We start from the raw sequence: 23,462 nt of genomic DNA, 5'->3' as shown, positions 1-23,462 counted from the left end.
ATAGGGTTAATCAGTTTTCCATTGAAAACATATTGCGCTATTTCGTTTAATAGGGTAGGATAATCATATTGCTTGGTTTTGCAATTGAATAGTTTTAAGTATATGATTAGAGAATGAGTAGATAGTTTTGGAGGTGCTTATTATGCTTACAACATTTGGCTTTGTCACACCTATGACCGCGGGGATTATCCTTGTAATAGCATTAGTAATTTTTGGCCCCGGTAAATTACCTGACTTAGGAAAAGCACTCGGCAAAGGGATCAAAGAATTTAAATCTGCAACTGAAGACGACAAAGTAGAAGAAGTTAAGACGGTAAAAGTTGATAAAGAGTAAATAAGTGTATATTAAAGACGGAGCAGGAGCTCCGTCTTTTTCATTAAAAACTATCCTTAAACTTGTAGAGAGTTAAACCTATCCTTGGTTTTCTGCACTTCTTGGGAAGGAGCATCACTCGTCGGGTACCATCCCTTTTGGTTCATGACATTATACAGATTTTCATGAATACTATGTTCTTCCGTCAGGATAGTCTTTAAGTTTTGCCTTAAATTAGCGCAGGTCGATTCAGTGATAAAAGTATTAATAGTGTTTGTATGATGCTTCTCTGAAGTTAACAGATCCGTGATAATATCCTGTTCAGTCATGGTGGTGTTTTGCATGTTCAATTTTATCACCCTTTCCTTAAATTATTGATGGGAATTTAAATAGTTGAGCAAGGTATCATAGTGTTTACGGTGTTGTTGGGCAAAGGAATTAAGCTGTGCACTGATCGCTTGGTCTTGAACGGTTTGAGCCGCTTGTGTGAACTTATGAACCAGCAGAGCCTCGGACCCAAGCTGATCATTCAAAATGGCTAAATTTTTTGAGGTTAATTCTGGATTTGCAGTATTCATGTACATTCTCCTCTCGAAAATTTTATCCTTACTTAGGATGTCACATTGTACAAAAACCTATGTACGTTTATTAAGTTTTTAAGAGCTGAAATGAAAGTTTAATAGCTATGGTTAAGGGCTTTAACTTGCCTTTTTTGGTAATAATAGTTAAGGCGATTACAATATGGTTATTCCTCTCTAGCTACAAAATACTTCCTAGAGTCATATAATAGTCTTCATTCTAAGGAGAATAAGTAAATGAATAGATCAAGTTTGAGAACCTATAACAGCATAAAGCTGATATATTTATTTGTGGCAAAAGTCTTTCCGATTGTGAAAAGAGAACTAAACGAATGGAGACAAAAGGCCAGAGAAGCGCCTGATGCACGCTTGTGTCAACAAGCCTTAGAGAGTATTCGCTGGAAAGCCTTTCACTGTCAAGGAGGGAGTATTTATGCCCTTTATCCGGGTGTTCCAAGAGAAGCAACAATCCGGTTTATTGTTGCTTATCAGACTATGAGCGATTATCTGGATAATTTAGTGGACAGTCTTGAAGTTCAGGATGAAAAAGCCTTTGCACAGTTGCATTTAGCAATGCAAGAAGCTCTAAATCCAGAGGCGGATCTGTCAGATTATTATTTGTATTATCCATATCGTGAGGATGGCGGGTATTTAAAAAATTTAGTTCAAACCTGCCAAGAAAGTCTCAGGAATTTACCGTCTTATCAGACAGTTCAAGGAGAAGCCATTAAGTTGGCGGAGCTGTATGCCTCCTTACAAACCTATAAACATTTGGCCGTCAGTGAACGAGAAGGGAAAATGGTAGATTGGATTACCACGCATTTAGCCGCCGATTCCGAAATAACAATTTGGGAGTTTGCAGCTGCCTCAGGATCGACCTTGGGGATCTTTTGTCTGTTTTCCGTGGCCCATGATCCTAAATTGGCGCTGAAACAGGTTGAAACCATAAGTCAGACATATTTTCCTTGGATCTGTGGTCTCCATATTTTATTAGACTATTTTATCGATCTCCGTGAAGACCGGGAGACCAATCAGCTGAATTTTGTAGCCTATTATGAAAACCCAGAAATAGTTTTTAAACGTTTACAATTGTTTGTGGAGAACTCCTTAAAGCAAGCAGAACGCTTGGAATACGCTAAGTTTCATCAAGTTGTCGTTCAGGGACTTTTAGCAATGTATCTCTCCGATGAAAAGAGTATGAATGGTGAGATTCGGTCGATTGTGAAGAGGCTTATCGAGAAGTGCGGCATAGGAGTAAAGCTTCTTTATTGGGTCTGTCGTCAGTTGCGAAAACGAAAAATTATTTAGAGACGATAGTTTGAATAGCTTTTTAATATTAGAAGGGATCACTTAGATTGACATAAGTGATCCCTTCTACCTCATTTAGGGGTTAGGCTTTACGATGCAAAATGGTATTTGCCAAATCTAGGAGAGTGGTTTTATAGGTGCTGGCTGGAATATTGTCAAGACACGCTTTTGCCTTATTGATACAGTGGGTAGCAGTCTGGTAAGCCTCTTCAATACACCCGGTGTTAAGGAGAGCCTCTCTAATGCTCAGTGCTCCCTGCGGGGTAATACTACGAACGTTGATAATTTCCCTTAACCAATTTCCATAGATCGGCTTATCCAAGAGATAAAGCATGGGAAGAGTAATATTACCGTTAACCAGATCAGCCCCAATAGGTTTTCCCAGAGAATCAGCATCCCCTTCAATATCTAAGATGTCATCGGTTATTTGGTAGGCATATCCCAGATTCATTCCATATTCTCGCATCAGAGACAACTCTGCTGCAGATGCGCCTGCTAGAACCGCACCTGATTGACAGCTGGCGGCAAGAAGAATACCGGTTTTATTAGCAATTCGCTTATAATATTCCTCAAAACTAACTTGACTCGAGAATTGTTCGTCTGCTTGATGAACTTCCCCATGGCACATTGCTTGGATGGCCTTAACTAGAAAATTCATACTGGTCAATAATTCCGATCGTGAAAGGATATTGAAGGCTTCGGCAAACAGGTAATCCCCAGTTAATATAGCTGCATGGTTACCATATTCAGAGACAATGGTTGGTTTACCACGCCTTGTTTCTGATTCATCAATGACATCATCATGAATTAAGGAAGCCATGTGAATAAGCTCTGACGCAACTGCTGCATCAATCATTAATGGATTTAAGGGAGCAAAGCACATACCGCTATAGAGTGTGAGAAGAGGTCGAATTCGTTTACCGCCGGATTCCAGCAAACTAATACAGGTTTGGCGAATGAGACCGTCGGCTTGTTGGAGTACAGTCTGTAGTTGATCCTCGACAAAGAGCAGTTCCGTGAATTGGAGCTTTGGAAAAGATGTTTCGGTATTGACATAACTCTGTTGTATACTCATTGCATTTGCCTCTGTTCTCAAGTTTTAAATGTTAAGCTTTTATATTATGTCTAAAAGGCAATGATTGGATACCCATAAGTGTAAAAAAATGAAGATGCGAACAGATTCATTGGGAAAATGACTAATAATAAATTCTATGGGGATTCTAAAAAGGATTAGTAAAACAGAAAACATTGAGGAGGCAAATCAATGACTATTGAAAATGACAAAGAACATGCATCACAATTAAATCGTCAGACTTGGGAACCGGCTGGCGTAGTGAGTGTAGTGGAAGATGATAAAAAACCAAAGTACGGTAAGGATAGCTTTAAGAATGCTAAAGGAGGAATGCTGACATTAGAAGTTAAAGAGGTCTTTCATAACAAAGGGCTTATGCAGGGGCAAAAGAACTCAAATCCTGAGATTAACTAAAACAAACCATTTAGCAATGATAAACTCCGACTTGTGTTTATCAGATAAACTCAAGTCGGAGTTTAATATCGGATCACTTAATAAGAAGCATAATCGAAAACTGATTCTGGGGTGAATTCATCATAAAAACAATCTGGAACGAACTGATTAAGCCGACCATTATTGCCTTCACTATTGCGTGTGCAATCCCTGCCAGTATTGCGGGAGTATATTATCTATATAGCATCTTTTTTTAATCAAACCCGAGACACCCACTTCTTATAAAGGGATGTTCCTAATTCTGCTTCGGTTGTGTAGAGTCCAAATACGGAAGTCTCGATGTCAACTTTAGCTGAACGCGGTGATTACCTTAGGTTGTCTTTGGCGAGGATTTATGGCGATAACTCCTAACCTTAAATATGGTTGTTAGTAATAAAATTGAAGACAGGCATAGTGCTCCGGTAAGAAAAAACGCTGTTTGAGCTCCAAATCTATCCGCAATATAACCTGCGAACATATTCCCAAGGGGGGTTGCCCCAGCAAAGACAAGTGAGTAAACGCTCATTACTCTTCCTCGATACTCATCTTTAGCATGGATTTGGAGAGTGGAGTTTGCTGTTGTACTAAACCAAATATTAAAAATTCCTGTGACGATTAAGAGGAATCCAGAGTAATAGTACACTTTGGTAAGGCTGATAATCATCAAACAAATTGAAATTGCCACACTACTACCTACTAAAACATTAGCTTTAGGCCCAGATTTACTGTTTAAGGATACCATTAAGGCACCAATAAAAGAGCCTATTCCTAGAGATGACATTAAGATTCCATAGACATACTCCTCTTGGTGAAGAACGTGTTTGGTGAATACTGGGATTAAGACATTGAAGTTAAAAACAAACAGGCCAATTATTAAAACCATCAATGTAGTTTTAAAAAGTGATGGTTCGAGGATGATGTACTTTAGCCCATCTTTGATTTCTCTAAGGATATTAGTAGCAACCTGCTTTCGTACGTAGGGGTTAACCTTGATTTTAAGCAGGCTTAGGAGTACTGCCATAAAGCTTAATCCATTCAGGAAAAAGCACCATTCCGCTCCTAAGGAAGCCATAATCAATGCTCCTATGGATGGGCCCAGAATTCTAGCTAGATTAAAGGTGGCAGAGTTCAAAGCAATGGCGTTCATTAAATCTTGCTTGCCCGCTATTTCAATTGTAAAGGATTGTCTGGTAGGCAAATCAACAGTATTTAAGAAGCCAAGCATGAGAGCTAAAATGAGAATATATTCATAACGAACCGTATCCGTATAAACAAGTATAAATAATGTGAATGCCAATATCATTGAAGTGAATTGTGTAATTAAAAGTATTGTTCTTTTTGGATACTTGTCGATAACAACGCCAGCAAACAATGAAAATAAAGTAATTGGCAGAAACTGAACCGCTCCTAATAAGCCTACCAATAAAGGGGAATCAGTCAGTGAAAAGACAAGCCAAGTTTGTCCGATACTCTGCATCCATGTTCCAATTAAAGAAACCCATTGTCCCAACCAAAAAATGCGAAAATTATAGTGGTTCAGGGCGGGAAGCTTGTTGGTCAATCTGTTTTTTAGATGGTTTTTAATATCCATACGCACACACCTTCATGGCACTTGAGCTTGGGATAAGTAACAAAAATATTATATCATAGTCAATCACTGTCTCTAAAAGATTTAGGAGAATTATCTCTGCTGAGGCAATTATTCGAGCGGATTGGGCATGAAAATCCTTTAAGGGATATTGCTTTCCTGATACAATAGTAAAGAGTAATTAAGAAATGTAAGGATATGATATGATGAACGTGATGATTTTAACAAGCAGCCCTAACACGGATGGGCTTACTGCAGCCTGCGGAAATGCTGCCAAATCAGGAGCAGAGGAGACAGGTGCAAAGGTAATAATGGTTAACTTGAATCAACAAAAAATTGGGAGCTGCCATGCTTGTGGTAATGGCTGGGGACCCTGTCGCAATGAGCATCAGTGTCAAGTAATTGATGACTTTCAGAATTTACATGCTTCAATGAACGACATGGATGCCTTTGTCCTAGTTTCCCCGGTATACTGGGGTGAAATGAGTGAGTCTGCTAAATCCTTTACTGATCGCTTAAGACGATGTGAGGGTATAAAAAACGAAAAGACCTGCTTAGAGGGGAAACCGGTAATATCGGTAGCAGCAGCAGGGGGGAGCGGCAATGGAATAACAACCTGCCTAACCTCAATGGAAAGACTTTTTACTCATCTAAAAGCCGAGAAGTTTGATTTTATCGGAGTAACTCAGAAGAATAAAAAGTACAAGATAGATACTATTCGTGAAGCCACAAAGGAAATGGTTTCTAAGCTCTAGGCTAAATAAGCTATAGTATCGCTAAACAAACAAGCCATCACGAATAGTGATGGCTTGTAACTTTGTAATAGACTATTGCTTAGCAGCTTCCTGCCTCTTATAGTATTCGGAGACTGCAGTGGACTGCATTTCTTCCCAAGTTTTAAAATTGGTGTTTTTAGCAATAAATTTATCGAATTCTGCGTTGAGAAGAGCCAAGAATTCCTCAAATCTACTTACATTATACTTTCCTACGATAAGCAGTTCCCCGAAATTAGCGAACTTGGTATATTTGCTCATAAAATCCGGAGTAAACAGATCTGTGAAACTAACTAGGCCAAGTGATTGATTAGGTTTATCAGCATTTTTTTCTAAACTATCCGTTAAACGCTCTAAATCAGATTTATTATCATCACTCATGAATATTCCGCCACCTTCTTATTGTTGTTTAGAATTGATTAACTTCCGAACAGCTAAATTAGATTATATTATAAATGCAGAGAGAGTAAAAGTATTTTGGTTATTCTGAGTCGTTCTTGAATGGGTGTTCTTCGATGTTCCAAAAGGAGCCACCTGGTTTAAAAGCATCTGTGCTAAGTATCTCCATTTCTCCTTCACGAAGAGCGGTATCAAAGAATTGTTCGATGGTAATACCCAGCTTGGTGCATACATAGTTAAGTCGTTTGCGTTCTTCATCGGTTACCGGAATCACTAGATACTGGGTCTTCATAATAAATCACCTCTAATCTAGTGATTCGATAGAAAGATTAAAAAACCTGCTTAGGGGATAGAAAAACTGAAAATCCCTTTAGTTAGGGTGCTTTTCCATGTAATCCCTAAGCCAAAGTGTATGGAATTCCTCATCAAGAAGATAGTCCATAAGAGTATTGCGAAGTTCAGAATAATGTTTGTCCTTACTCTCATTGATGAAAGTCCGATAGGCTTCCATTGCTTTATTTTCCAGAGCAACCCCGAGTTTGCAGGTATTGCTAGAACCGGTTAGACTAACCATATCTCCAACAAAGCCGCCGGCCAGTTCAAAGGCTGAACCTATAATCTTCGGTACTTCAATGTCAGCCTTGGTTAAGACTTGGGCAAAGAAATCTGCATGGCCGCTTTCAATTTCCACCATTTTTTCGAATGCTTTTTTGTAATATTCATTGGTAGATGATGAGACTTGTGATTCATAAAAAGCAACTTGAAAGGTTTCTAGGGTATAGAATTCTTTTAAACGGAAAATCAACTTATCGTCCATTATCATACCTCACTATCTCGTAATGTATATTTATAATCTATCAAAATTGGGTTTTATATCCTTGGCAAAAAATGCTTGGAAAAGTAAGTCGGTTTCTGTTAATATAACCTATAGAGTCTTAATTGTTCAATGTATACAATGTTCAAAGTCCGCGTCGCTAAGAACCCGATAAAGTTGTGTATTAAGTATTTTCAATCCTTGGGTATACATAATAGAGAAATCTAGGGGGTTAATGAGAGATGGGTACTAATTCCAATATCGATCACTTGTTCACAGTAAAGGCTCCTGTTGGCAGGAATATTCCGGTGAGTAAGCTGGTGGAAATAGCTTTAGCTCGCCATGAGGGAATGTTAACTAACACCGGGGCTCTTTGTTGTTCTACGGGAAACTACACTGGCCGCTCTCCGAAAGACCGCTTTATCGTTGATGATGCTTCCATCAAAGGGCAAATTGCTTGGGGAAAGGTTAATAAACCTATCAGTCCTGAAACATTTAATAAATTATATCGTCGGGCTTTGGAATATCTAGAGACTAAAGACTATTTTGTGTTTGACGGTTTTGCAGGGGCAGACGACAAATATAGCATGCCAATTCGAGTAATTAATGAATATGCCTGGCACAATATTTTTGTTCAACAGTTATTTATCAGACCAACGGAAAAACAACTGGAAAACCACCAACCTGAGTTTACTCTGATCTGCACCCCTGGGCTGACTGCAGATCCTCAAACAGATGGAACCAACTCCGAAGCCTATGTTATTTTGTCCCTTGAGAAAAAAGTAATTATTATAGGCGGCACTGAATACGCTGGCGAAATGAAAAAGTCGATTTTCAGTGCCCTGAATTATTTAATGCCATTTCGTGAAGTGTTGCCCATGCATTGTTCGGCCAATGTGGGGGCCAATCATGATGTGGCTCTTTTCTTTGGCTTATCCGGTACCGGAAAAACTACCTTGTCAGCTGATCCCGAACGCAGACTGATAGGGGACGATGAGCACGGCTGGTCGGAAAGCGGTATCTTTAATTTTGAAGGTGGATGCTATGCCAAGTGCATAGATCTATCCCAAGCAAAGGAACCCCAGATTTGGAATGCTATCCGATTCGGTACAGTTATTGAAAATGTGGTTTTAAATCCCGATTCCCGGCTTCCCGATTACAAAGACAGCTCCCTTACAGAAAATACCCGGGCAGGTTATCCGGTAACGTACATTGATAACGCTTTAATTCCCAGCCAAGCAGGCCATCCCCGGGTGGTTGTTTTTTTGACAGCAGATGCCTTCGGTGTATTACCCCCCATCTCTAAGCTTACCAAAGAGCAGGCTATGTATCATTTTCTGTCAGGTTACACTTCTAAGCTAGCTGGGACAGAGCGAGGTATCACTGAGCCCCAGGTTACATTCTCTACATGTTTTGGGGAACCTTTTTTACCATTGAGTCCGGCGGTTTATGCGGAGATGCTTGGAAAACGGATTGATGAACATAATTCGACGGTTTATTTAGTGAATACCGGTTGGTCCGGTGGCCCATATGGGGTAGGAAAACGCTTGAATCTTACATATACCAGAGCTATGATAACTGCCGCTTTAAATGGAGAATTAGAGAAAGCTGCTTATCAGGCTGATCCGGTCTTTGGTCTTATGATCCCAGAAGCAGTGAATGGAGTGCCTGTGGAGGTTTTAACCCCACGGAATACCTGGGCAGACACAGAGGCTTATGACAAAACAGCAAATACTTTAGCAGAGAGCTTTCGGCAAAATTTCCAAAGGTTTGAGGATGTTTCAGCTGACATTCGATCTGCCGGTCCAAAGAATTGATAAACATGTAGATATTCCTCAGGAACTTTAAATTTCGATAACGGACAGATGTAATCTGTAAGAATTATTTAGGAATAGAGTAAGAAAAAGCGCCTCTCCGCAGATTTAATGGAGTGGCGCTTTTTCTTATGGATCACTCGTTACCTATGATGTTGGTGATTTGTGCTAATGGCATGAAATCTTGTGGCAATAGATATTAATCTGGGAAATAACTTGGGGAAACGGGGGGCGGTCCTTCTGTCTGGCTCTGAGGCGGAGCGCCTTTTAGCTGTGTTAACCCGTGCGAAGACGGTGCTGCAAGAAGGTTTAACCCGTGCGAAGACAGTGTCTTCGTCGATCTGCACGCGTCTGCGAGTTCCGCCGCTGGCTCGCTGGACGGTTCGCGAGCGCGTCCGAACCTCCGGGCATTTCTGGCCGCATGCTATGCCGTCCGTGGCGCATGCGGCACTAGGAACATCGTGTTCCGTCGCATGTGAACCTGCGGCGCGCTACGGGGACGCGAACCGTCGGCCCTTGCCTTAGCGCGGCTCCACTGACGCATCCGCTTAGCAGAAAAGCGCTCCTTCAAGCAGTTTGCAGGGAATATAAGCAGTACTTAGGAGGACTCTAGTAAGGCTTCGTGGAATATTTAGCGTGCTAGGAAGATAGTCCTTTAGTTTTTCATCATCTGCTGGTGCCGTACTGCGGCAGGGAAGGCTACACTGAAAAAAGCCCTTAAAACACGCTTACGAATAATAGACCCGAAAGACAGGGCGGCTTCGATCCACAGGAGTGAACCCATTGCATGGATAGGCGGTAAAGCCCACAAGCTGACTTGGGGAAGCGGAGCCACGGGTTCACCTCAGGTATTCCCGGTCGGTTTGGCACGAAAGTGTCCGGTACGATAGTCTCCAGCGGAGAGTATCGCCGAAGCCGTGATCCCTTAAGGAATCCCTAACGGCGTAGGATACATTTTCGCTGAAGCGGCTATCTCCAAAGAATACTTATCCGCTGAAGATCGCTCCCAGGTCTGCGCGTGGGCGAGCCTTGGAGTGCTGGGTACACGAAGACACTGTCTTCGCACGAATTAGCTGGTCTTGCACGGATGTGGGCGAAGCCGCCCTGACCCAAGCGACCCTATTCTCATCCCCAGATAGTGCTGCATAGCGGCATTCCTAAAAGAATTGATCACAGATTCTACACATTTAGGTCACGAAAAAGCAACATCTATTGATTATATTTAATGAAGATCCTCAACGACATTTGAAAGGAGATGGCTAAGCATGAAGTTGATTCTTACTTTACTGTTAATTGGTATGATCCCCACGTTGCTAAGAATGTTGCCGACTAATGAATACTCTGAGTAATTTAGTCAGAGACTGATAATGAATCATTTCCCGTGTAAGCGGTAAAAATAGAGTCTTCTTGAACATAGCGGTGGAGATTATTCAAGAAAGGAATCCCTAACAAACAGGGATTCCTTTCTTATTTTAGGCGGATTCCTCGCCTCCATTCCACTTATCTTTCCAACCGTCCCACTTGGGGGCATTGGCCAGCTGCTTTTTCATGGATTTGCATTGTATAGTCCAGGGCCCAATGCTAAGGGTTGGGGTTTGGAGGGATAAATGAGTTAGCATAATTCCTAGATGTCTTCTAAAGGCCTTGGTGCCTCTATCGTCAACTGAATCAAACTCCTGAATAATTCCTAACACTTCACAGATATCTGAACAAATTGAGCCGTTAGCTTTGTTTTTATGAGATACAAAATATCCGATAACATCCTCATCGGTCTTTTCTGGCTCCACCTTATTTTCTGTGGACTCCTCTTCGTTGAATTGAAGTCCGTTAATTGTCTCAATGGCCTCTCTCAGTTCTTTGGCTCTTTGTATTACCTCAAAAAGATCATTGCCTTGGGTTATGCACCCTTTTACTTCAAGTATTTCTGCTATCCATAGTCCTTCTTCATTAAGTGGGCTGGCAATCAAAGTGCAATTCTTCATAAAGGAAACCTCCATATTCAGAAATTTAGGTATACAATTCAAGAAGGATGCTGTAAAAACCTTCCATATTTTAAATTGCGTTCGTCTTATTGCGACGCGTTAATCATCGGAATTACTGAGTTTTTTTCATTAAGACCTTTTTCTCTGGAATTAGAATAATGTTGCACTGTTCCCTGGGGGTAGCAAGTCAGTGATCATTCAAATAAGCGTGCGTATACTGCACGCTTATTTGCGTTATAATAACTTCGGCACTGAGGATAGATATAAAATCTAAATTAAAAGAGGTGCATCTTATGTCTGAATTAATCAAGGGACGGTTATGGCAAGTGTTGGGCTTCCTAATGCTAATATTCCTAGCTGTGGCTCTCCCGGCAACTCCGGTTCAAGCTCAAGAGAATTGTCTTCAATGCCATGGGGATCAACAAACTAAGATTGAAAGATCGGAACACAGCTTTTTAAGTTGTACCAGCTGTCACACAGGAATTACAGGGTATCCCCATCCTCCAGGAGCAGCATTGAATAAAAAAGAAAGTGTAGCAACCTGCACGAGCTGTCATAAAGGTCAGGTAACGGATAGTTATGCCAGAAGTTTTCATGGTAAAGCTGTTCATCTGGGAAGTGAAAAGTCTGCCAGTTGTGCCGATTGCCATGGCTTCCACGATATTCTCGGTCCAAATAGTTCAGGCTCTAAAGTAGCTAAACAAAACATTCCAGAAACTTGTGCCAGTTGTCACGGGAAGGCATCACCTGGATTTGCAGAAGGAGAGGATCACTACGAGCTTAAGCCTGGCGGATCAGGGGCTCCAATGTACTATACAGGTAAGTTTTTTATCTGGCTTACCCTTATCATTATTACAGCCTTAGTTATCCATATTGAACTTCAGCTATTTCATAACCTGCGTACAATTCTTCGGGAACGGAAAGAGGTGACGAACCGTGGACAATAAGGATGTGTTTCAACGTTTTGATCTTCACCAACGTATTCAGCATATCGGAATGTTTAGTAGTTTTTTTGTGTTGACAATTACCGGATTACCCATTAAGTTTGAGCAAAATAGTGTCTCTGTTTGGATTGTAGCGTTGTTTGGCGGCTTCGATAATCTCTTTACCGTACATCTTGTAGGTGGAGCAGTTATGCTGTTAGCTTTTGTATATCATTTATTCTACTTAGGCCTATATCCCTTGCTGACTAAAAAGACATCCTGGGCAATATTGCCGAAGGGTAAAGATTTCGTTGACGTGGTTCAAGATGTCCTGTATTTAATAGGTCTGAGAAAAGATCCGCCCAAATTTGATCGCTACACGTATAAAGAAAAATTTGACTATTGGGCTGTCTTCTGGGGTATGGCGATTATGGGCGGATCAGGACTAATGATGTGGTTTCCGGAAATATTTACCCAGTACATGCCAAGGTGGGTAATAGATTCAGCCAGGTATGCTCATACAGACGAAGCAATTCTGGCCATCAGCGCTATATTTATATGGCACTTTTTCAACTCTCACTTTAGCCCCAGGTTCTTTCCGATGAACCATGTTTGGTATAAAGGTACAATGTCTCGAGAAGAAATGGAAGAAGACCACCCGTTGGAATTAGAAAGACTTGAATCAGGGAAGTAACCGAAGACACAAAGGGGAAAGGAAGATAAAACATGTCACAGTACTATAAATACAGGAAAAGTCTCCCCCTGACCATATTCCAGATGATACTTTATGTAATCATACTAGTGTATATTCTTATCTGGGGTTTCAATTATATTTAGAAATAACTCAACTCAAACAAATTAGTTTATAAATATTAATGAGGAGAGCTGATATTCAGCTCTCCCGTTTTATACTAAAATGAATGGTTCTTCTCGCAAGTTGTTGGCTTTATTCCTTTAAGAAGAACAATTCATTGTAAACATATTATCTCCAAGTAAGAGGTCTTTACACTGGGAGGTTTTGTATATAAATGAATCCAAAGATGTACTCCTGCCCTAATGATAAAACCGTCCTTTCGGACGGCTTTTTTACCTTAATAATCGTTATCGCCCCAGAGTTTACCTAACCAGACTGCAGCGCCGATGCCGACTGCATGGATGATCAGCGAGCGAGTACTAAATAAACTACTTCTTCGTTTCATTCCCAGCATAAGAAAAACCTCCTTTTACATTTAAGCTTTTTTAGCTTTTTTAGCTTTTCTTTTTTTAAGCATTAAGATACCAAATTATATTTGTAAATTATAGGATGCTAGGTTGGGTTATGAGGCGGCAGATATTTTCCTAAGCTTAAGCATCAAGTAGTTTTTTAAGCAGTTGAGAGAATTCTATAGTATCAGTATTGACCTCAAGAATAGTTTCATCCTTTGGATCATCGGGATACATTACGAAGTTAAGTTTTCCAGGCTCCGTTTCATAGACTTCAAGGATATTTATTTTCATCATTCCCTAAAAAATTGGGGGTATTCAACAATCAACAGAAAAACAATTCGCAATAAATAATGTAAGGTTGTTGGGAGATTATCCTTTATAAGGATCCTTGGGAGCAGTAAAATGGCCTAGGTAAACTATACCTAGGCCATAACTTTGAGAACTGCTTTTAGTGGCAGGGGTGGGGAGGCTTGGGCGGAACCGGTGGGTGAGGTGGTCTGCGAAGTAGTAGCAATAGCTCCCAAATGATTACCAACAATAAGATTATGATGATTATTAATGCAGTAAGAATCATATGCTTCACTCCCTATTATTAGATTGTCAAAGATTGTGAGGATCTTAGTCCATTCTATTCAACATGTCTATTGGATGTTCTTGGAATTATTGTTGTTTTGAGGGATGTTCATCAACCTGGAAAAAATGCAGAAATAAGGTATTGTCTGGTCTGTAAGAAGGGAGAATAAATAAAGATCTTAAAAAAAGTTGAGTTCAAAGCCTCAAAGCAAGTATAATATAATTTTTGGAGCAGCTTATCTTAAATTCAGGGGGAAAGTGCATGAAAAATTTAATCAACAAATGGAATCAATTGAGTCTGGTAAAACAAATAATCATTGGTCTGATCATCGGCATAATCTTAGCGACAACAATTCCAGAACTGGCAAAACCAATCACAATTTTCGGCACATTATTTGTTGGAGCGTTAAAAGGAATAGCACCGATATTGGTTTTCTTCCTAGTCATGTCAGCCATCTCTCAACATAAGACTGGACATAAAACTAATATGAAATCAATTATCATCCTATATCTTCTAGGGACCTTCATTGCTGCGTTTGTTGCGGTTTTTCTGAGCTTTATGTTCCCAGTAACCTTAACTCTTACAACCGGGGCTCAAGATATCAAACCCCCCGGAGGGGTCGTGGAGGTTCTTAAATCATTACTGCTAAATGTTGTCGATAACCCTATCAAAGCACTGTACAATGCTAATTATATCGGGATTTTAGCTTGGGCTTTAGTTCTTGGTTATGCCTTAAAAAAAGCCTCGGATTCCACCAAAACAATGATGGCCAATTTTTCCGATGCCTTAACTCAAATGGTAAGATGGGTCATTAAATTCGCCCCCTTAGGTATCATGGGTCTTGTATTTGATTCCATTGCCACCAGTGGTCTAAAGGTCTTACTCAGCTATGCACAATTATTGGCCCTGCTGCTGGGCTGCATGGTGATTATCGCTCTGGTCGTTAATCCAATTATTGTTTATCTAAATATCCGCCAAAACCCATATCCCTTAGTGCTAAAGTGTTTAAAGGAAAGTGGTATTACAGCATTCTTTACACGCAGCTCAGCAGCAAATATTCCGGTAAATATGAGCTTGTGCGAAAATCTAGGTTTAGACAGAGATACCTATTCAGTTTCGATTCCCTTGGGTGCCACTATTAATATGGCAGGTGCAGCGATAACCATTACTGTTATGACCCTTGCAGCCGTCAACACCCTGAACATCCAAGTTGATATGGCTACGGCATTAATCCTCAGTGTATTAGCAACTATTTGCGCTTGTGGTGCTTCCGGAGTCGCCGGTGGTTCTCTTTTGCTGATTCCTCTGGCCGCCAGTTTATTCGGAATCTCAAATGAGATTGCAATGCAGATTGTGGGAGTAGGTTTTATAGTAGGTGTTTTACAGGACTCTTTTGAAACGGCACTTAATTCGTCTTCAGACGTGATCTTCACAGCAACATCAGAATTTGCCAAAATGCGTAAAGAAGGAAAAGAAATTATTATTAAGTAATGACTCCTAAAGCTCTCATCTAAGGATGGGAGCTTTTTAGTTGAGTTTAGACAAATTTCCCCTTACTTCGCAATAAAGTTATGAGATGATTGTGCCTGACAGAAAAACTGAACGGAAAAGATAGAAGATGGTGTATTCAGGCACAAGAAAGAGAGTAAGGGTCATGAGAAAGTTAACTATCTATTTAATATCGGGAACCATGCTGCTCTCTTTGCTGAATTTTGGTGATCCGGTAACAGTACAGGCGGCAGAGAGAAGGTTGACTACGACAGTTGCTAAGGTTGATACCTTGACAGGTATTCAAAAGATAGAAACAGGTACAGTTAATGCTGTGATTTTAGGAGACTCAATTGCCGTTAGTCAGGGGGCCACAAATCCCTTAAGAACCGGGTGGACTAGAGAGCTTAAAAGAGCTTTAGCCGAGAAGTATTCCCATAGAATATCCTGGGACAACAAAGCTTCCTCAGGGACTCTTGTAGACTATTGTTTAACAAGAGCAACTGAGATAGAAAGTGATACAGATGTTGTCTTTATTTGTGTGGGAAGAAACGATAGGAATGAATACACGCCTTATCAGTTTAGTAAAAAGTATGAACTGTTACTTCGGGTGATTAAACGTAAAGCCCCCAAAGCGGATATTTTTTGCATTGTAGAGCCTCCCATGGTTTCTGATGACGAATCTTTGTTTTTGGGTATTAGAGCGGCCATCAAAAAGGTATCAGCTAAGGCTGGAGTACATTTATTAGACGTTTGGAGTACATTTCCTACAGATCAAGAGGATTTAGATGAATTGTTGTCAGATGGACTGCATCCCAACGACAAGGGGTATAAGCTAATGTCAAACTACATGTATAACCGATTGGTTTGGGTGATAAACACAGCTAAGTAAAACGCTTAAAGCGGGAATATTTAAGGCCTAGGCTGAATGCCTAGGCCAAATGTTTATAATTTATAATTGTTCATGGACAGATGTGCCACGAGTTCGCCGTGTTCTTATTACTGCCTTATTGTTAGCAACAGCAATTAGCATTTGCCCAATTGCTATACCTAATCCAGTAGGAACCGCGTTGCCTATTTGTCGGTAACAATCAGTAAGTCTACCTTCTATTCTCCAATTGTCAGGGAACTGTTGAATACGAGCATATTCTTTTACAGATAGTGCTCTGTCTTGGGTAGGATGGCAAAGCATTGTAGCCTTTTGAACAGGACTTGTCACCAGAGTAGGTGAGGGTTGGTCATAATCTAAACGGCGATAGAAGCCTACATTTCCACCTCCGCTATTGAATGCACCACCCATTGCAGTGCGAACCACTTCAGGGGGTAAGTTCCTCCAATTGCCGCCCATGGGGATATTTCTCAAATAAGACAATCGTTCTGGGGAGAATGCCGCAAATAACCCCGGATCAGCCTCTAAATCTTCAATGGCATCGCGTAGAGTTCTCCAGCGATAAGTGGAGTTTTGATGAGTTTGAAAATGGGTGGGTAGAGGCAAAAAAATGTTTTCATTGTCACGGGAACCTAAGATTATAAGTCTTTCTCTAAATTGCGGAACCCCGTAGTGAGCTGCATCCAGAATACCGTAAACGAGTTTATAGCCTAACTTGCTAAACTCTTGTTTTATTGCCTCGAATACTGAACCGGCAATTTCATCGGGTTCTAAGGGGCTATCTCTACGCTCACCAAGTGATCGATGATTTATGGCGGCTGACAACAAACCTTTTACATTTTCCATGACAAAAAAGCGAGGTCGCACAACACTTATCACATGAATGAATTCCATAAATAAACTACCACGTGGATCATTTGTGCCCAAACGTTTACCTGCTGTACTAAATGGTTGACAGGGAGGGCCGCCCACTACTGCAAAAGCTTCGCCGGCTTTAAGTCTAGATGGATCAAGCAAGAACCTACAGTTGGGGTCATTGGCTACCAATTGACGAATATCGCCATGGACAAACTGACGATTGTTTGCGGCCATGGTACGCGCGCACCATTGGTCGATATCTTGGGCTATTTTAATATCCAATCCCGCTTGCTCTAAACCTAAATCTAAACCCATTGCGCCACTAAACAAAGAGATAACGGGATACATCCGGAAAACTCCTTCCTAAAAGCAACATACTGCTTGTATTCTGCAAACTTAATGGTTATTCCTTTAATAATTCTTTTTAGGGCTAAACAACAGCAGCGCAGCTCTGACTAAAGGGTTTAGAAATTGTTCATAATATAATGTCTTAATCCTATAACCTAGTTACAGCTATTGGGTATTGTTAAAACTCCTAATGGATAAGAAGTGAATCCTTGACAATATTTTGCAAGATTCATATAATAACGAGTAATGTAATTAAAGATTATTATTAAGATAAGATTCTAGACAATAATGATTAAGCATAATAGGGTTTAATAGTGTGCGGTGCGATAAAAAGATGCACAATGAGTAGGGCGAGAAAAGGGAGCGAGATACTATGGCTGAAAAAGAAGTTATTTTAACATTAGAAGGCCTCAAGAAGTTAGAGGAAGAGTTAGAGCTAACTAAAACTGTCAAGAGGCGGGAAGTTGCCTCGCGCATTAAGCAGGCTATAGACTTTGGGGATATTAGTGAGAACTCCGAGTACGATGATGCGAAAAATGACCAAGCCTTTATTGAAGGGCGGATTATTACTCTTGAGAAAATGCTTAGGAATGCGCGGATTATTGATGAACTAGAAGGAACTGACACTGTGGCCGTTGGGGCAAAAGTGCGTCTGAAAGACTTGGAATTTGGAGATGAGGAAGAGTATTTTATTGTCGGCTCAGCAGAGGCTGATCCCGGCACGAATAAAATATCCAACGAATCTCCGGTGGGGAAAGCAGTCTTGGGTCAAACTAAAGGGTCTGTTGTGGAGGTAAATGTTCCTGTAGGTGTCATACGCTATCAAATATTGGATATTAAATAAGCGTCCTATGGAAATTCAAATCCTGGGATTTAGGTGATTTTACTACTCCCCTAAATTCATAAGTGAGTAGATTGCATGTGGAAATGCTCTAGCTAAATGCTAGGGCATTTTTTTCGCGGTTCTTTTGTTCATTCGACTGGATATTTCAATTTTTCCGAAAGTTTCATGCAAATAGCAGGAATATCAGGGACAACGTGGAAGTATCAAACTGATAAATACATTGGTAATCTCCCAGTTTTTAATTAGTTTTTGGGCTTTAGGAGGATCATGTTGAGCACTGATTTAGAAAAACAAAACATGAGAATTAGGTGTGATATTAGGATTATTAACAATAAAAGGATGAAATGTCTATCAATCATGTTTTTGATCTTAATCTCAATCATATTATTGATCGATAACAATAACAGAGTCACAGGCTTATGGCAAACTAATAATGCCTATAAATTATTATGCTATATTCATATATCCTATTTTTGCATAGCGGTCTATGGTATCTTGATCACTTATTTAGATAAAGAATCTCAAAAAGAAATCTATTTGCAGGTTAATCTCTTTCTGGGTCTAAACATGAGTTCTTTACTATCGGGTTGGGTATCTCCCTATCTGAATGGTCAAATTTCAGTATATATTATTTGTTGTCTTTGTATCTCAATTTTGTTTTCGTTAAGACCTAGCTACTCAAGTCTTTTATTTATACAATCTTATTTACTCCTAATAGTTGGTTTATATATAAATCAGACAAACTTAGAAACTTTTCAAGCTAATTTAATGAATGCTTCTTTAGTCTTCCCCATGGCACTTTTTATTTCAATAATCCTTTATAGATATACAGAAAGAGAATTATATAATAAATACAATTTAGAGTGGTTAGTGAAGGAACGAACAAGTGAATTGTTGAATGCGAATAAATTACTTAAATCAGAGACTTCTGAACGGGAACAGATGCAAACGGAAAAAATAGAGCAACTTACCAAATACTTAACCTTAGAGGCGGAACTTTCTCGCAGTAACCAATTTATCGCGGATATTATAAAGAATATGCCAGATGGTTTTTTTGCTATCGATAAGAACTGGCAAATAACCTATATCAATCGTGCTGGAAATATTGCCTTCGCCAAATCTCACGCTGAGTTAGCAGGAAAAATAATAACTGAATTATGCTGGGTCACTGACACCGTCCTAAATCACTTCTACGAGGTACTTACTGAAAAGAAGTCGGTCTCCTTTGAATTCTTATCTAAGGAGTTAGGGGATAAATGGTTGGAAGTTAGGGCGTACCCAATGGAAAGTGGCCTGACTTGTTATCTTAGAGATATTACAAGCCGAAAAATAACAGAATACGAATTAGCAAGACTTGATCGACTTTACCTTGTGGGGCAATTAGCCTCAGGACTTGCTCATGAAATTCGCAATCCCCTTACGGTAGTACGTGGATATCTACAACTATTGGGCTCGAAATCAATGTTTGGAGACCAAAAATCAACCTTCGAGCTAATGATTTCCGAATTGGATCGGGCCAATGCCATCATCACCGAATTTCTTTCACTCGCTCAGATCAAACAAGCAGACCTGAAAACCATGAATTTAAATGAAATCCTCAATAATTTATATCCGCTTTTAAGCGCAGATGCTACTAATCAAAATAAACAAATTCATCTCCTTCCTGGTGAGATTCCTGACCTACAGCTAAATTGTAAAGAAATCTCTCAAATGGTTCTAAATTTAGTCCGCAATGGTCTGGAATCTATGGATGCAGGCCGCTCACTTACGATAAAAAGTTTTGGAGAAGATAATATGGTCGCCCTCGAGATTATTGACGAGGGATGTGGCATACCACAAGAAAACCTTAACAAGCTAGGAACCCCCTTCTTTACGACTAAAAACTACGGCACGGGACTGGGGTTAGCGACATCGTATAGAATTGCTGAATCTCACAATGCTAAGATTCGTGTCCTTTCTAGCTCTACCGGGACAAGTTTCTGCATCCTGTTTCCGATACCAGAACCAGGACAGGACGCCAGTAAATCTGAAGCTGAACTTCATTCATTTTCTGCTTGACAAATTCAATCGATTAGGAAAGCACTATCAATGTCTGCTCGCTTTAAGGTATGAGGCAGCAAGACGGCCTTAATTGCAAATCGAAATGCAAGAAGGCAGAGCTTTTTTTTCTCATAATGCAATATATAGTTTACAAAATGATATATATAGTGTATAATTTGCAATGTGGGGAGGGAGAGTTATTGAAGAATCTTAAAATGAAATCAGCAAGAGCTATTTTGGATATGTCTCAAGAGGAACTGGCAGAAGCGGTGGGGGTAACAAGACAAACTATCGGTATGATTGAAGCTGGGAAGTTTAATCCATCATTACAATTGTGCATAGCTATCTGCAAAACCTTAGGTAAAACATTAAACGATATTTTTTGGGAGGTATAAAGAAGATGAAGGATGAAAGAATTGAGCAAGCAAAAAATAAAATCAGAAGTGAAATGGCTATGATAGTATTTATAGGCGTAGTCTTTTCGTTTTTAGTAAAAACTCTGATACTCAATATGAGTTTGGAGGAATGTATTACTGAATATGTAATTATGATATTTTTCCCGCTCTATCAGTTTATAAGAATGCATATCCTGAAGGTAAGTGTTTACAGTAAGAGTAAGCAATCCATAAGGAATTTAGTCATAACAATTTTAGTATTAGTGGTCATATCAGCGGTGGTCATTCTCAATTCGATGCAGGAGTCCCCAGTCTATGACTGGCAAAATTCCGTAGTGGGTGTAAGTTCATTTTTAGCACTATTTATTGGGATCTTTGGTGTCGCCAATAGGTATAATCGCTACAAAGGTCATAAGTACGAACAAGAATTTGATGATGATAAATAAGCTCAATTCAAAGTGGTTATTTCTATAAAAAACGGTCTTTTCCATTGTAGAAGTGGAAGAGACCGTTTTGCTTTAGGTTATGAAGTTAAATTTGGGTATAGCCGATCCCCTTCTATTAGCTGAACATTGGGTTATGTCCAGTTATAAGGTTTCTCTGCAATAGCTTACAATAACTAAAGAAGCAAATTAGTGCATGAGCGTGCAGAAAAAGCGGTGGAAAACAGCATAAAACGTGATATAATTAGCAACGAGGAGTTGTTAAATATGTTTGCTGAGGAACGTCAAGAGGTAATCCTTGCAAAACTTAAGTCTCTCGGTAGGGTATTTGCCAAAGAGCTGGCGCAAGAATTTGAAGTTTCCATTGATACCATTCGCAGAGATCTTACGACCATGGAACAAAAGGGTCTTATAAAAAGAACTCACGGAGGGGCGGTACCTTTATCAAAGGTCAGAAGATTTCCCATTGATGATCGGATTAGGTATAGTGAGGGAACTGAGCATCAAAATGCAGTGGCTAAGCTAGCTACTTCATTTATCGAGCCGGGGGATACTATTTTTATCGGCGGGGCCAGTATCCACTATGTTTTGTTGAAATATCTACCGGTAGATTGGAATTATACAGTAATCACGAATTCACTGGTTATTGCTGATAAACTTCAACATCGCCCCAATATTGAAACCTATATCGTCTGCGGAAAAGTTAAAAGTGAAGAAGGAATCGTCGATCCTTTAGCCACTGAATTCATGAGAACCTTACGCTTAGATACGGCTTTCTTAACCGGTGGAGGAATCTCGGCAAAACATGGTCTGAGTAGCTCAACTCCCGAAGGAGCAATTTTTCAAAGAACCGTAGCAGAAGTTTCACGTCAAACTGTCTGCCTGGCTAATTTTGACAAAGTAGGAACAGAATTTTTTGCCAAAACCATTGATTTGCAGGATTTAGACATACTTATCACTGATTGGGAAGCACCCGATGAGGAAATTGAGAGAATTGAAGGATTAGGGGTTAAGGTCTTAATCGCCCAGGAAAACTACCTTTAACAGAAGATTGTCTGAATGAGAGAGATAAATAAATAAAAAAAAAGCAAACCTATTTAAGAGTTCTTGAAATGTATTATGGAGGCGTTTAATAATGTACAAAAAAATACCCTTTTCACCCCCTGATATAACAGAAGAAGAAATTTCCGCCGTTTCAGAAATTCTAAGATCCGGCTGGATCACCACAGGGCCTAACACAGCATTGTTTGAACAAGAATTAGCAGATTATTGCGGTACCCGGTATGCAGTTGCTTTAAACAGTGCTACAGCAGGCATGGAGCTGATTTTAAAAGTGTTAGGTATAGGTGGAGATGACGAAGTGATAACAACTCCTTACACCTATGCTGCAACCTCCAATGTACTTGTTCATCGTGGAATTATGCCCACCTTTGTCGATGTTAAGAAAGGAAGCTTTCTGATTGATGAAGAGAAGATTTATAGCGCGATTACACCAAAGACAAAGGCGATAATGACCGTTGACATTGCCGGAGTGCCGGTTGACTATGATGGTATACGGCAGAACCTCAAGACACTGGGTCGCGAAGATATAACTTTGATTTCTGATTCCGCTCATTCCTTCGGAGCTGCGTATAAGGGGCAAAAAGTGGGAGGGCAGATGGATTTTCATGTGTTTTCTTTTCATGCTGTAAAGAACTTAACCACAGCAGAAGGAGGTGCCATTACTTATAATGACAACAGTTTTAAGGGCAAGGAAGACTTATATCGGGAATTCAAATATACATCCTTACATGGACAAAATAAGGATGCTTTGTCAAAAACCCAAGCCGGTGCTTGGAAATACGATATCTTGACCGATGGATTCAAATGTAATATGACCGATATTATGGCAGCAATTGGGCGTGTTCAACTACGACGGCATGAAGAAATGATCAGAAAAAGAGCCGAAATCCATGAAGTATATAGCGAAATACTTGGCGCAAAAGAATGGGCGATTCTGCCGCTTGATAAAAATCATGAAGTAGCAACAAACTATCATTTATATACCCTAAGGCTTAAAGATTTTAGTGAGGATCAAAGGGATCGCGTAATATCGATGTTAGGTGAGAAAGATATTGCCACAAATGTACACTTTATGCCGCTGCCGATGTTCACCTTCTATCGAAACCTGGGTTATAGGCTGGAAGATTATCCGAATGCCCATGCCCAGTATGCCAATGAAATCACACTGCCCCTTTATTCGAAGCTGACGGTTGATGAAGCGGAATATGTGGCTAAGGAGCTTATCGAGTGTGTTGAAATGATTTAGCAAGATCGAAATCGAGATTAAGGCGATGTAGATATAAAAATCCGAAATTTTCTTATTATGAATGGCTATTCCC

24 protein-coding genes are annotated in these 23,462 nt (G+C 40.0%); 15 read left to right on the top strand and 9 right to left on the bottom strand.

Translation table 11 applies throughout. The features are described from left to right. The first annotated feature begins 142 nt into the window (after positions 1-142). Positions 143-334: a twin-arginine translocase TatA/TatE family subunit gene (gene tatA, locus BLS16_RS11740; RefSeq protein WP_092333422.1), complete on the top strand. Its 192-nt coding sequence runs from the start codon at positions 143-145 to the stop codon at positions 332-334. 56 nt (positions 335-390) lie between these two features. On the opposite strand, the gene BLS16_RS11735 is transcribed toward tatA, so the two are convergent. Then, on the bottom strand, positions 391-657 hold the full coding sequence (locus BLS16_RS11735) for a spore coat protein (protein WP_092333420.1): 267 nt from the start codon (positions 655-657) through the stop codon (positions 391-393). Positions 658-684: 27 nt separating this feature from the next. After that, a complete protein-coding gene (locus BLS16_RS11730) occupies positions 685-891 on the bottom strand; it encodes a ferritin family protein (RefSeq protein ID WP_034597007.1) in 207 nt (68 codons plus the stop codon). Between the two features lie 237 nt (positions 892-1,128). On the opposite strand from BLS16_RS11730, the gene BLS16_RS11725 reads away from it, so the two are divergent. After that, the gene (locus BLS16_RS11725; RefSeq protein ID WP_092333418.1) at positions 1,129-2,199 is read left to right on the top strand and encodes a tetraprenyl-beta-curcumene synthase family protein; all 1,071 of its coding nucleotides are present in this window, start codon (positions 1,129-1,131) and stop codon (positions 2,197-2,199) included. An 82-nt stretch (positions 2,200-2,281) separates the two neighbouring features. Here BLS16_RS11725 and BLS16_RS11720 read toward each other — a convergent pair whose 3' ends face one another. Next, positions 2,282-3,274, bottom strand: coding sequence for a polyprenyl synthetase family protein (locus BLS16_RS11720; protein ID WP_092333416.1), 993 nt, complete (start codon positions 3,272-3,274; stop codon positions 2,282-2,284). Positions 3,275-3,463: 189 nt separating this feature from the next. Between BLS16_RS11720 and BLS16_RS11715 the strand changes: the two genes are divergently transcribed. Beyond that, positions 3,464-3,685: a hypothetical protein gene (locus BLS16_RS11715; protein WP_092333414.1), complete on the top strand. Its 222-nt coding sequence runs from the start codon at positions 3,464-3,466 to the stop codon at positions 3,683-3,685. A gap of 349 nt (positions 3,686-4,034) precedes the next feature. On the opposite strand, the gene BLS16_RS11710 is transcribed toward BLS16_RS11715, so the two are convergent. After that, positions 4,035-5,294, bottom strand: coding sequence for an MFS transporter (locus tag BLS16_RS11710; protein WP_092333412.1), 1,260 nt, complete (start codon positions 5,292-5,294; stop codon positions 4,035-4,037). A gap of 212 nt (positions 5,295-5,506) precedes the next feature. On the opposite strand from BLS16_RS11710, the gene BLS16_RS11705 reads away from it, so the two are divergent. Next, complete coding sequence (locus BLS16_RS11705) at positions 5,507-6,046, top strand: flavodoxin family protein (protein ID WP_242876272.1); 540 nt, start codon at positions 5,507-5,509, stop codon at positions 6,044-6,046. Between the two features lie 72 nt (positions 6,047-6,118). On the opposite strand, the gene BLS16_RS11700 is transcribed toward BLS16_RS11705, so the two are convergent. The 3 genes from BLS16_RS11700 to BLS16_RS11690 form a co-directional block, all read right to left on the bottom strand. Next, entirely contained in the window at positions 6,119-6,445 is a 327-nt protein-coding gene (locus tag BLS16_RS11700) for a hypothetical protein (RefSeq protein WP_092333408.1), read from the bottom strand. Positions 6,446-6,545: 100 nt separating this feature from the next. Beyond that, positions 6,546-6,755 carry a hypothetical protein gene (locus BLS16_RS11695; RefSeq protein ID WP_034597020.1) on the bottom strand — a complete coding sequence of 70 codons (210 nt, stop codon included), beginning with the start codon at positions 6,753-6,755 and terminating at the stop codon, positions 6,546-6,548. A 78-nt stretch (positions 6,756-6,833) separates the two neighbouring features. Continuing rightward, the gene (locus BLS16_RS11690) at positions 6,834-7,280 is read right to left on the bottom strand and encodes a demethoxyubiquinone hydroxylase family protein (protein ID WP_092333407.1); all 447 of its coding nucleotides are present in this window, start codon (positions 7,278-7,280) and stop codon (positions 6,834-6,836) included. A 239-nt stretch (positions 7,281-7,519) separates the two neighbouring features. On the opposite strand from BLS16_RS11690, the gene pckA reads away from it, so the two are divergent. Beyond that, complete coding sequence (gene pckA, locus BLS16_RS11685; RefSeq protein ID WP_092333405.1) at positions 7,520-9,094, top strand: phosphoenolpyruvate carboxykinase (ATP); 1,575 nt, start codon at positions 7,520-7,522, stop codon at positions 9,092-9,094. A gap of 1,469 nt (positions 9,095-10,563) precedes the next feature. Here the strand turns inward: pckA and BLS16_RS11680 are convergent. Further along, positions 10,564-11,073 carry a type II toxin-antitoxin system HicB family antitoxin gene (locus BLS16_RS11680; RefSeq protein WP_092333403.1) on the bottom strand — a complete coding sequence of 170 codons (510 nt, stop codon included), beginning with the start codon at positions 11,071-11,073 and terminating at the stop codon, positions 10,564-10,566. A 293-nt stretch (positions 11,074-11,366) separates the two neighbouring features. Here BLS16_RS11680 and BLS16_RS11675 point away from each other — a divergent pair, with 293 nt between their 5' ends. The 4 genes from BLS16_RS11675 to BLS16_RS11660 all read left to right on the top strand — a co-directional run bounded on the left by BLS16_RS11675 (position 11,367) and on the right by BLS16_RS11660 (position 16,156). Then, positions 11,367-12,020 carry a molecular chaperone DnaJ gene (locus tag BLS16_RS11675; protein WP_092333401.1) on the top strand — a complete coding sequence of 218 codons (654 nt, stop codon included), beginning with the start codon at positions 11,367-11,369 and terminating at the stop codon, positions 12,018-12,020. Further along, on the top strand, positions 12,010-12,690 hold the full coding sequence (locus tag BLS16_RS11670) for a formate dehydrogenase subunit gamma (RefSeq protein ID WP_092333399.1): 681 nt from the start codon (positions 12,010-12,012) through the stop codon (positions 12,688-12,690). Before BLS16_RS11675 ends, BLS16_RS11670 begins: the two co-directional genes overlap by 11 nt. Positions 12,691-14,037: 1,347 nt before the next feature. Then, positions 14,038-15,267 (top strand): serine/threonine transporter SstT, encoded by a 1,230-nt coding sequence (gene sstT / locus BLS16_RS11665; protein ID WP_092333397.1) that lies wholly within the window; start codon positions 14,038-14,040, stop codon positions 15,265-15,267. 163 nt (positions 15,268-15,430) lie between these two features. Next, entirely contained in the window at positions 15,431-16,156 is a 726-nt protein-coding gene (locus BLS16_RS11660) for an SGNH/GDSL hydrolase family protein (RefSeq protein ID WP_092333395.1), read from the top strand. A 60-nt stretch (positions 16,157-16,216) separates the two neighbouring features. On the opposite strand, the gene BLS16_RS11655 is transcribed toward BLS16_RS11660, so the two are convergent. Next, positions 16,217-17,359, bottom strand: a complete 1,143-nt coding sequence (locus tag BLS16_RS11655; RefSeq protein WP_092333393.1) for a DNA cytosine methyltransferase — start codon at positions 17,357-17,359, stop codon at positions 16,217-16,219. 373 nt (positions 17,360-17,732) lie between these two features. Between BLS16_RS11655 and greA the strand changes: the two genes are divergently transcribed. The 6 genes from greA (at position 17,733) to BLS16_RS11625 (ending at position 23,389) form a co-directional block, all read left to right on the top strand. Then, the gene (gene greA / locus BLS16_RS11650) at positions 17,733-18,203 is read left to right on the top strand and encodes a transcription elongation factor GreA (protein ID WP_092333391.1); all 471 of its coding nucleotides are present in this window, start codon (positions 17,733-17,735) and stop codon (positions 18,201-18,203) included. An 870-nt stretch (positions 18,204-19,073) separates the two neighbouring features. Then, the gene (locus tag BLS16_RS11645) at positions 19,074-20,261 is read left to right on the top strand and encodes an ATP-binding protein (RefSeq protein ID WP_242876269.1); all 1,188 of its coding nucleotides are present in this window, start codon (positions 19,074-19,076) and stop codon (positions 20,259-20,261) included. Between the two features lie 182 nt (positions 20,262-20,443). Continuing rightward, complete coding sequence (locus BLS16_RS11640; protein ID WP_092333557.1) at positions 20,444-20,638, top strand: helix-turn-helix transcriptional regulator; 195 nt, start codon at positions 20,444-20,446, stop codon at positions 20,636-20,638. Between the two features lie 5 nt (positions 20,639-20,643). Then, positions 20,644-21,084 (top strand): DUF6773 family protein, encoded by a 441-nt coding sequence (locus BLS16_RS11635; RefSeq protein WP_092333387.1) that lies wholly within the window; start codon positions 20,644-20,646, stop codon positions 21,082-21,084. Positions 21,085-21,348: 264 nt separating this feature from the next. Next, complete coding sequence (locus tag BLS16_RS11630; RefSeq protein ID WP_092333555.1) at positions 21,349-22,125, top strand: DeoR/GlpR family DNA-binding transcription regulator; 777 nt, start codon at positions 21,349-21,351, stop codon at positions 22,123-22,125. 91 nt (positions 22,126-22,216) lie between these two features. Further along, positions 22,217-23,389 carry a DegT/DnrJ/EryC1/StrS family aminotransferase gene (locus BLS16_RS11625; protein WP_092333385.1) on the top strand — a complete coding sequence of 391 codons (1,173 nt, stop codon included), beginning with the start codon at positions 22,217-22,219 and terminating at the stop codon, positions 23,387-23,389. Positions 23,390-23,462: the final 73 nt, after the last annotated feature.

This window comes from Desulfosporosinus hippei DSM 8344, assembly GCF_900100785.1.
Taxonomy (GTDB): domain Bacteria; phylum Bacillota; class Desulfitobacteriia; order Desulfitobacteriales; family Desulfitobacteriaceae; genus Desulfosporosinus; species Desulfosporosinus hippei.
The sequence above is the reverse complement of the archived record's forward strand: the minus strand, read 5'-3'. Positions and strand labels throughout refer to the sequence as shown.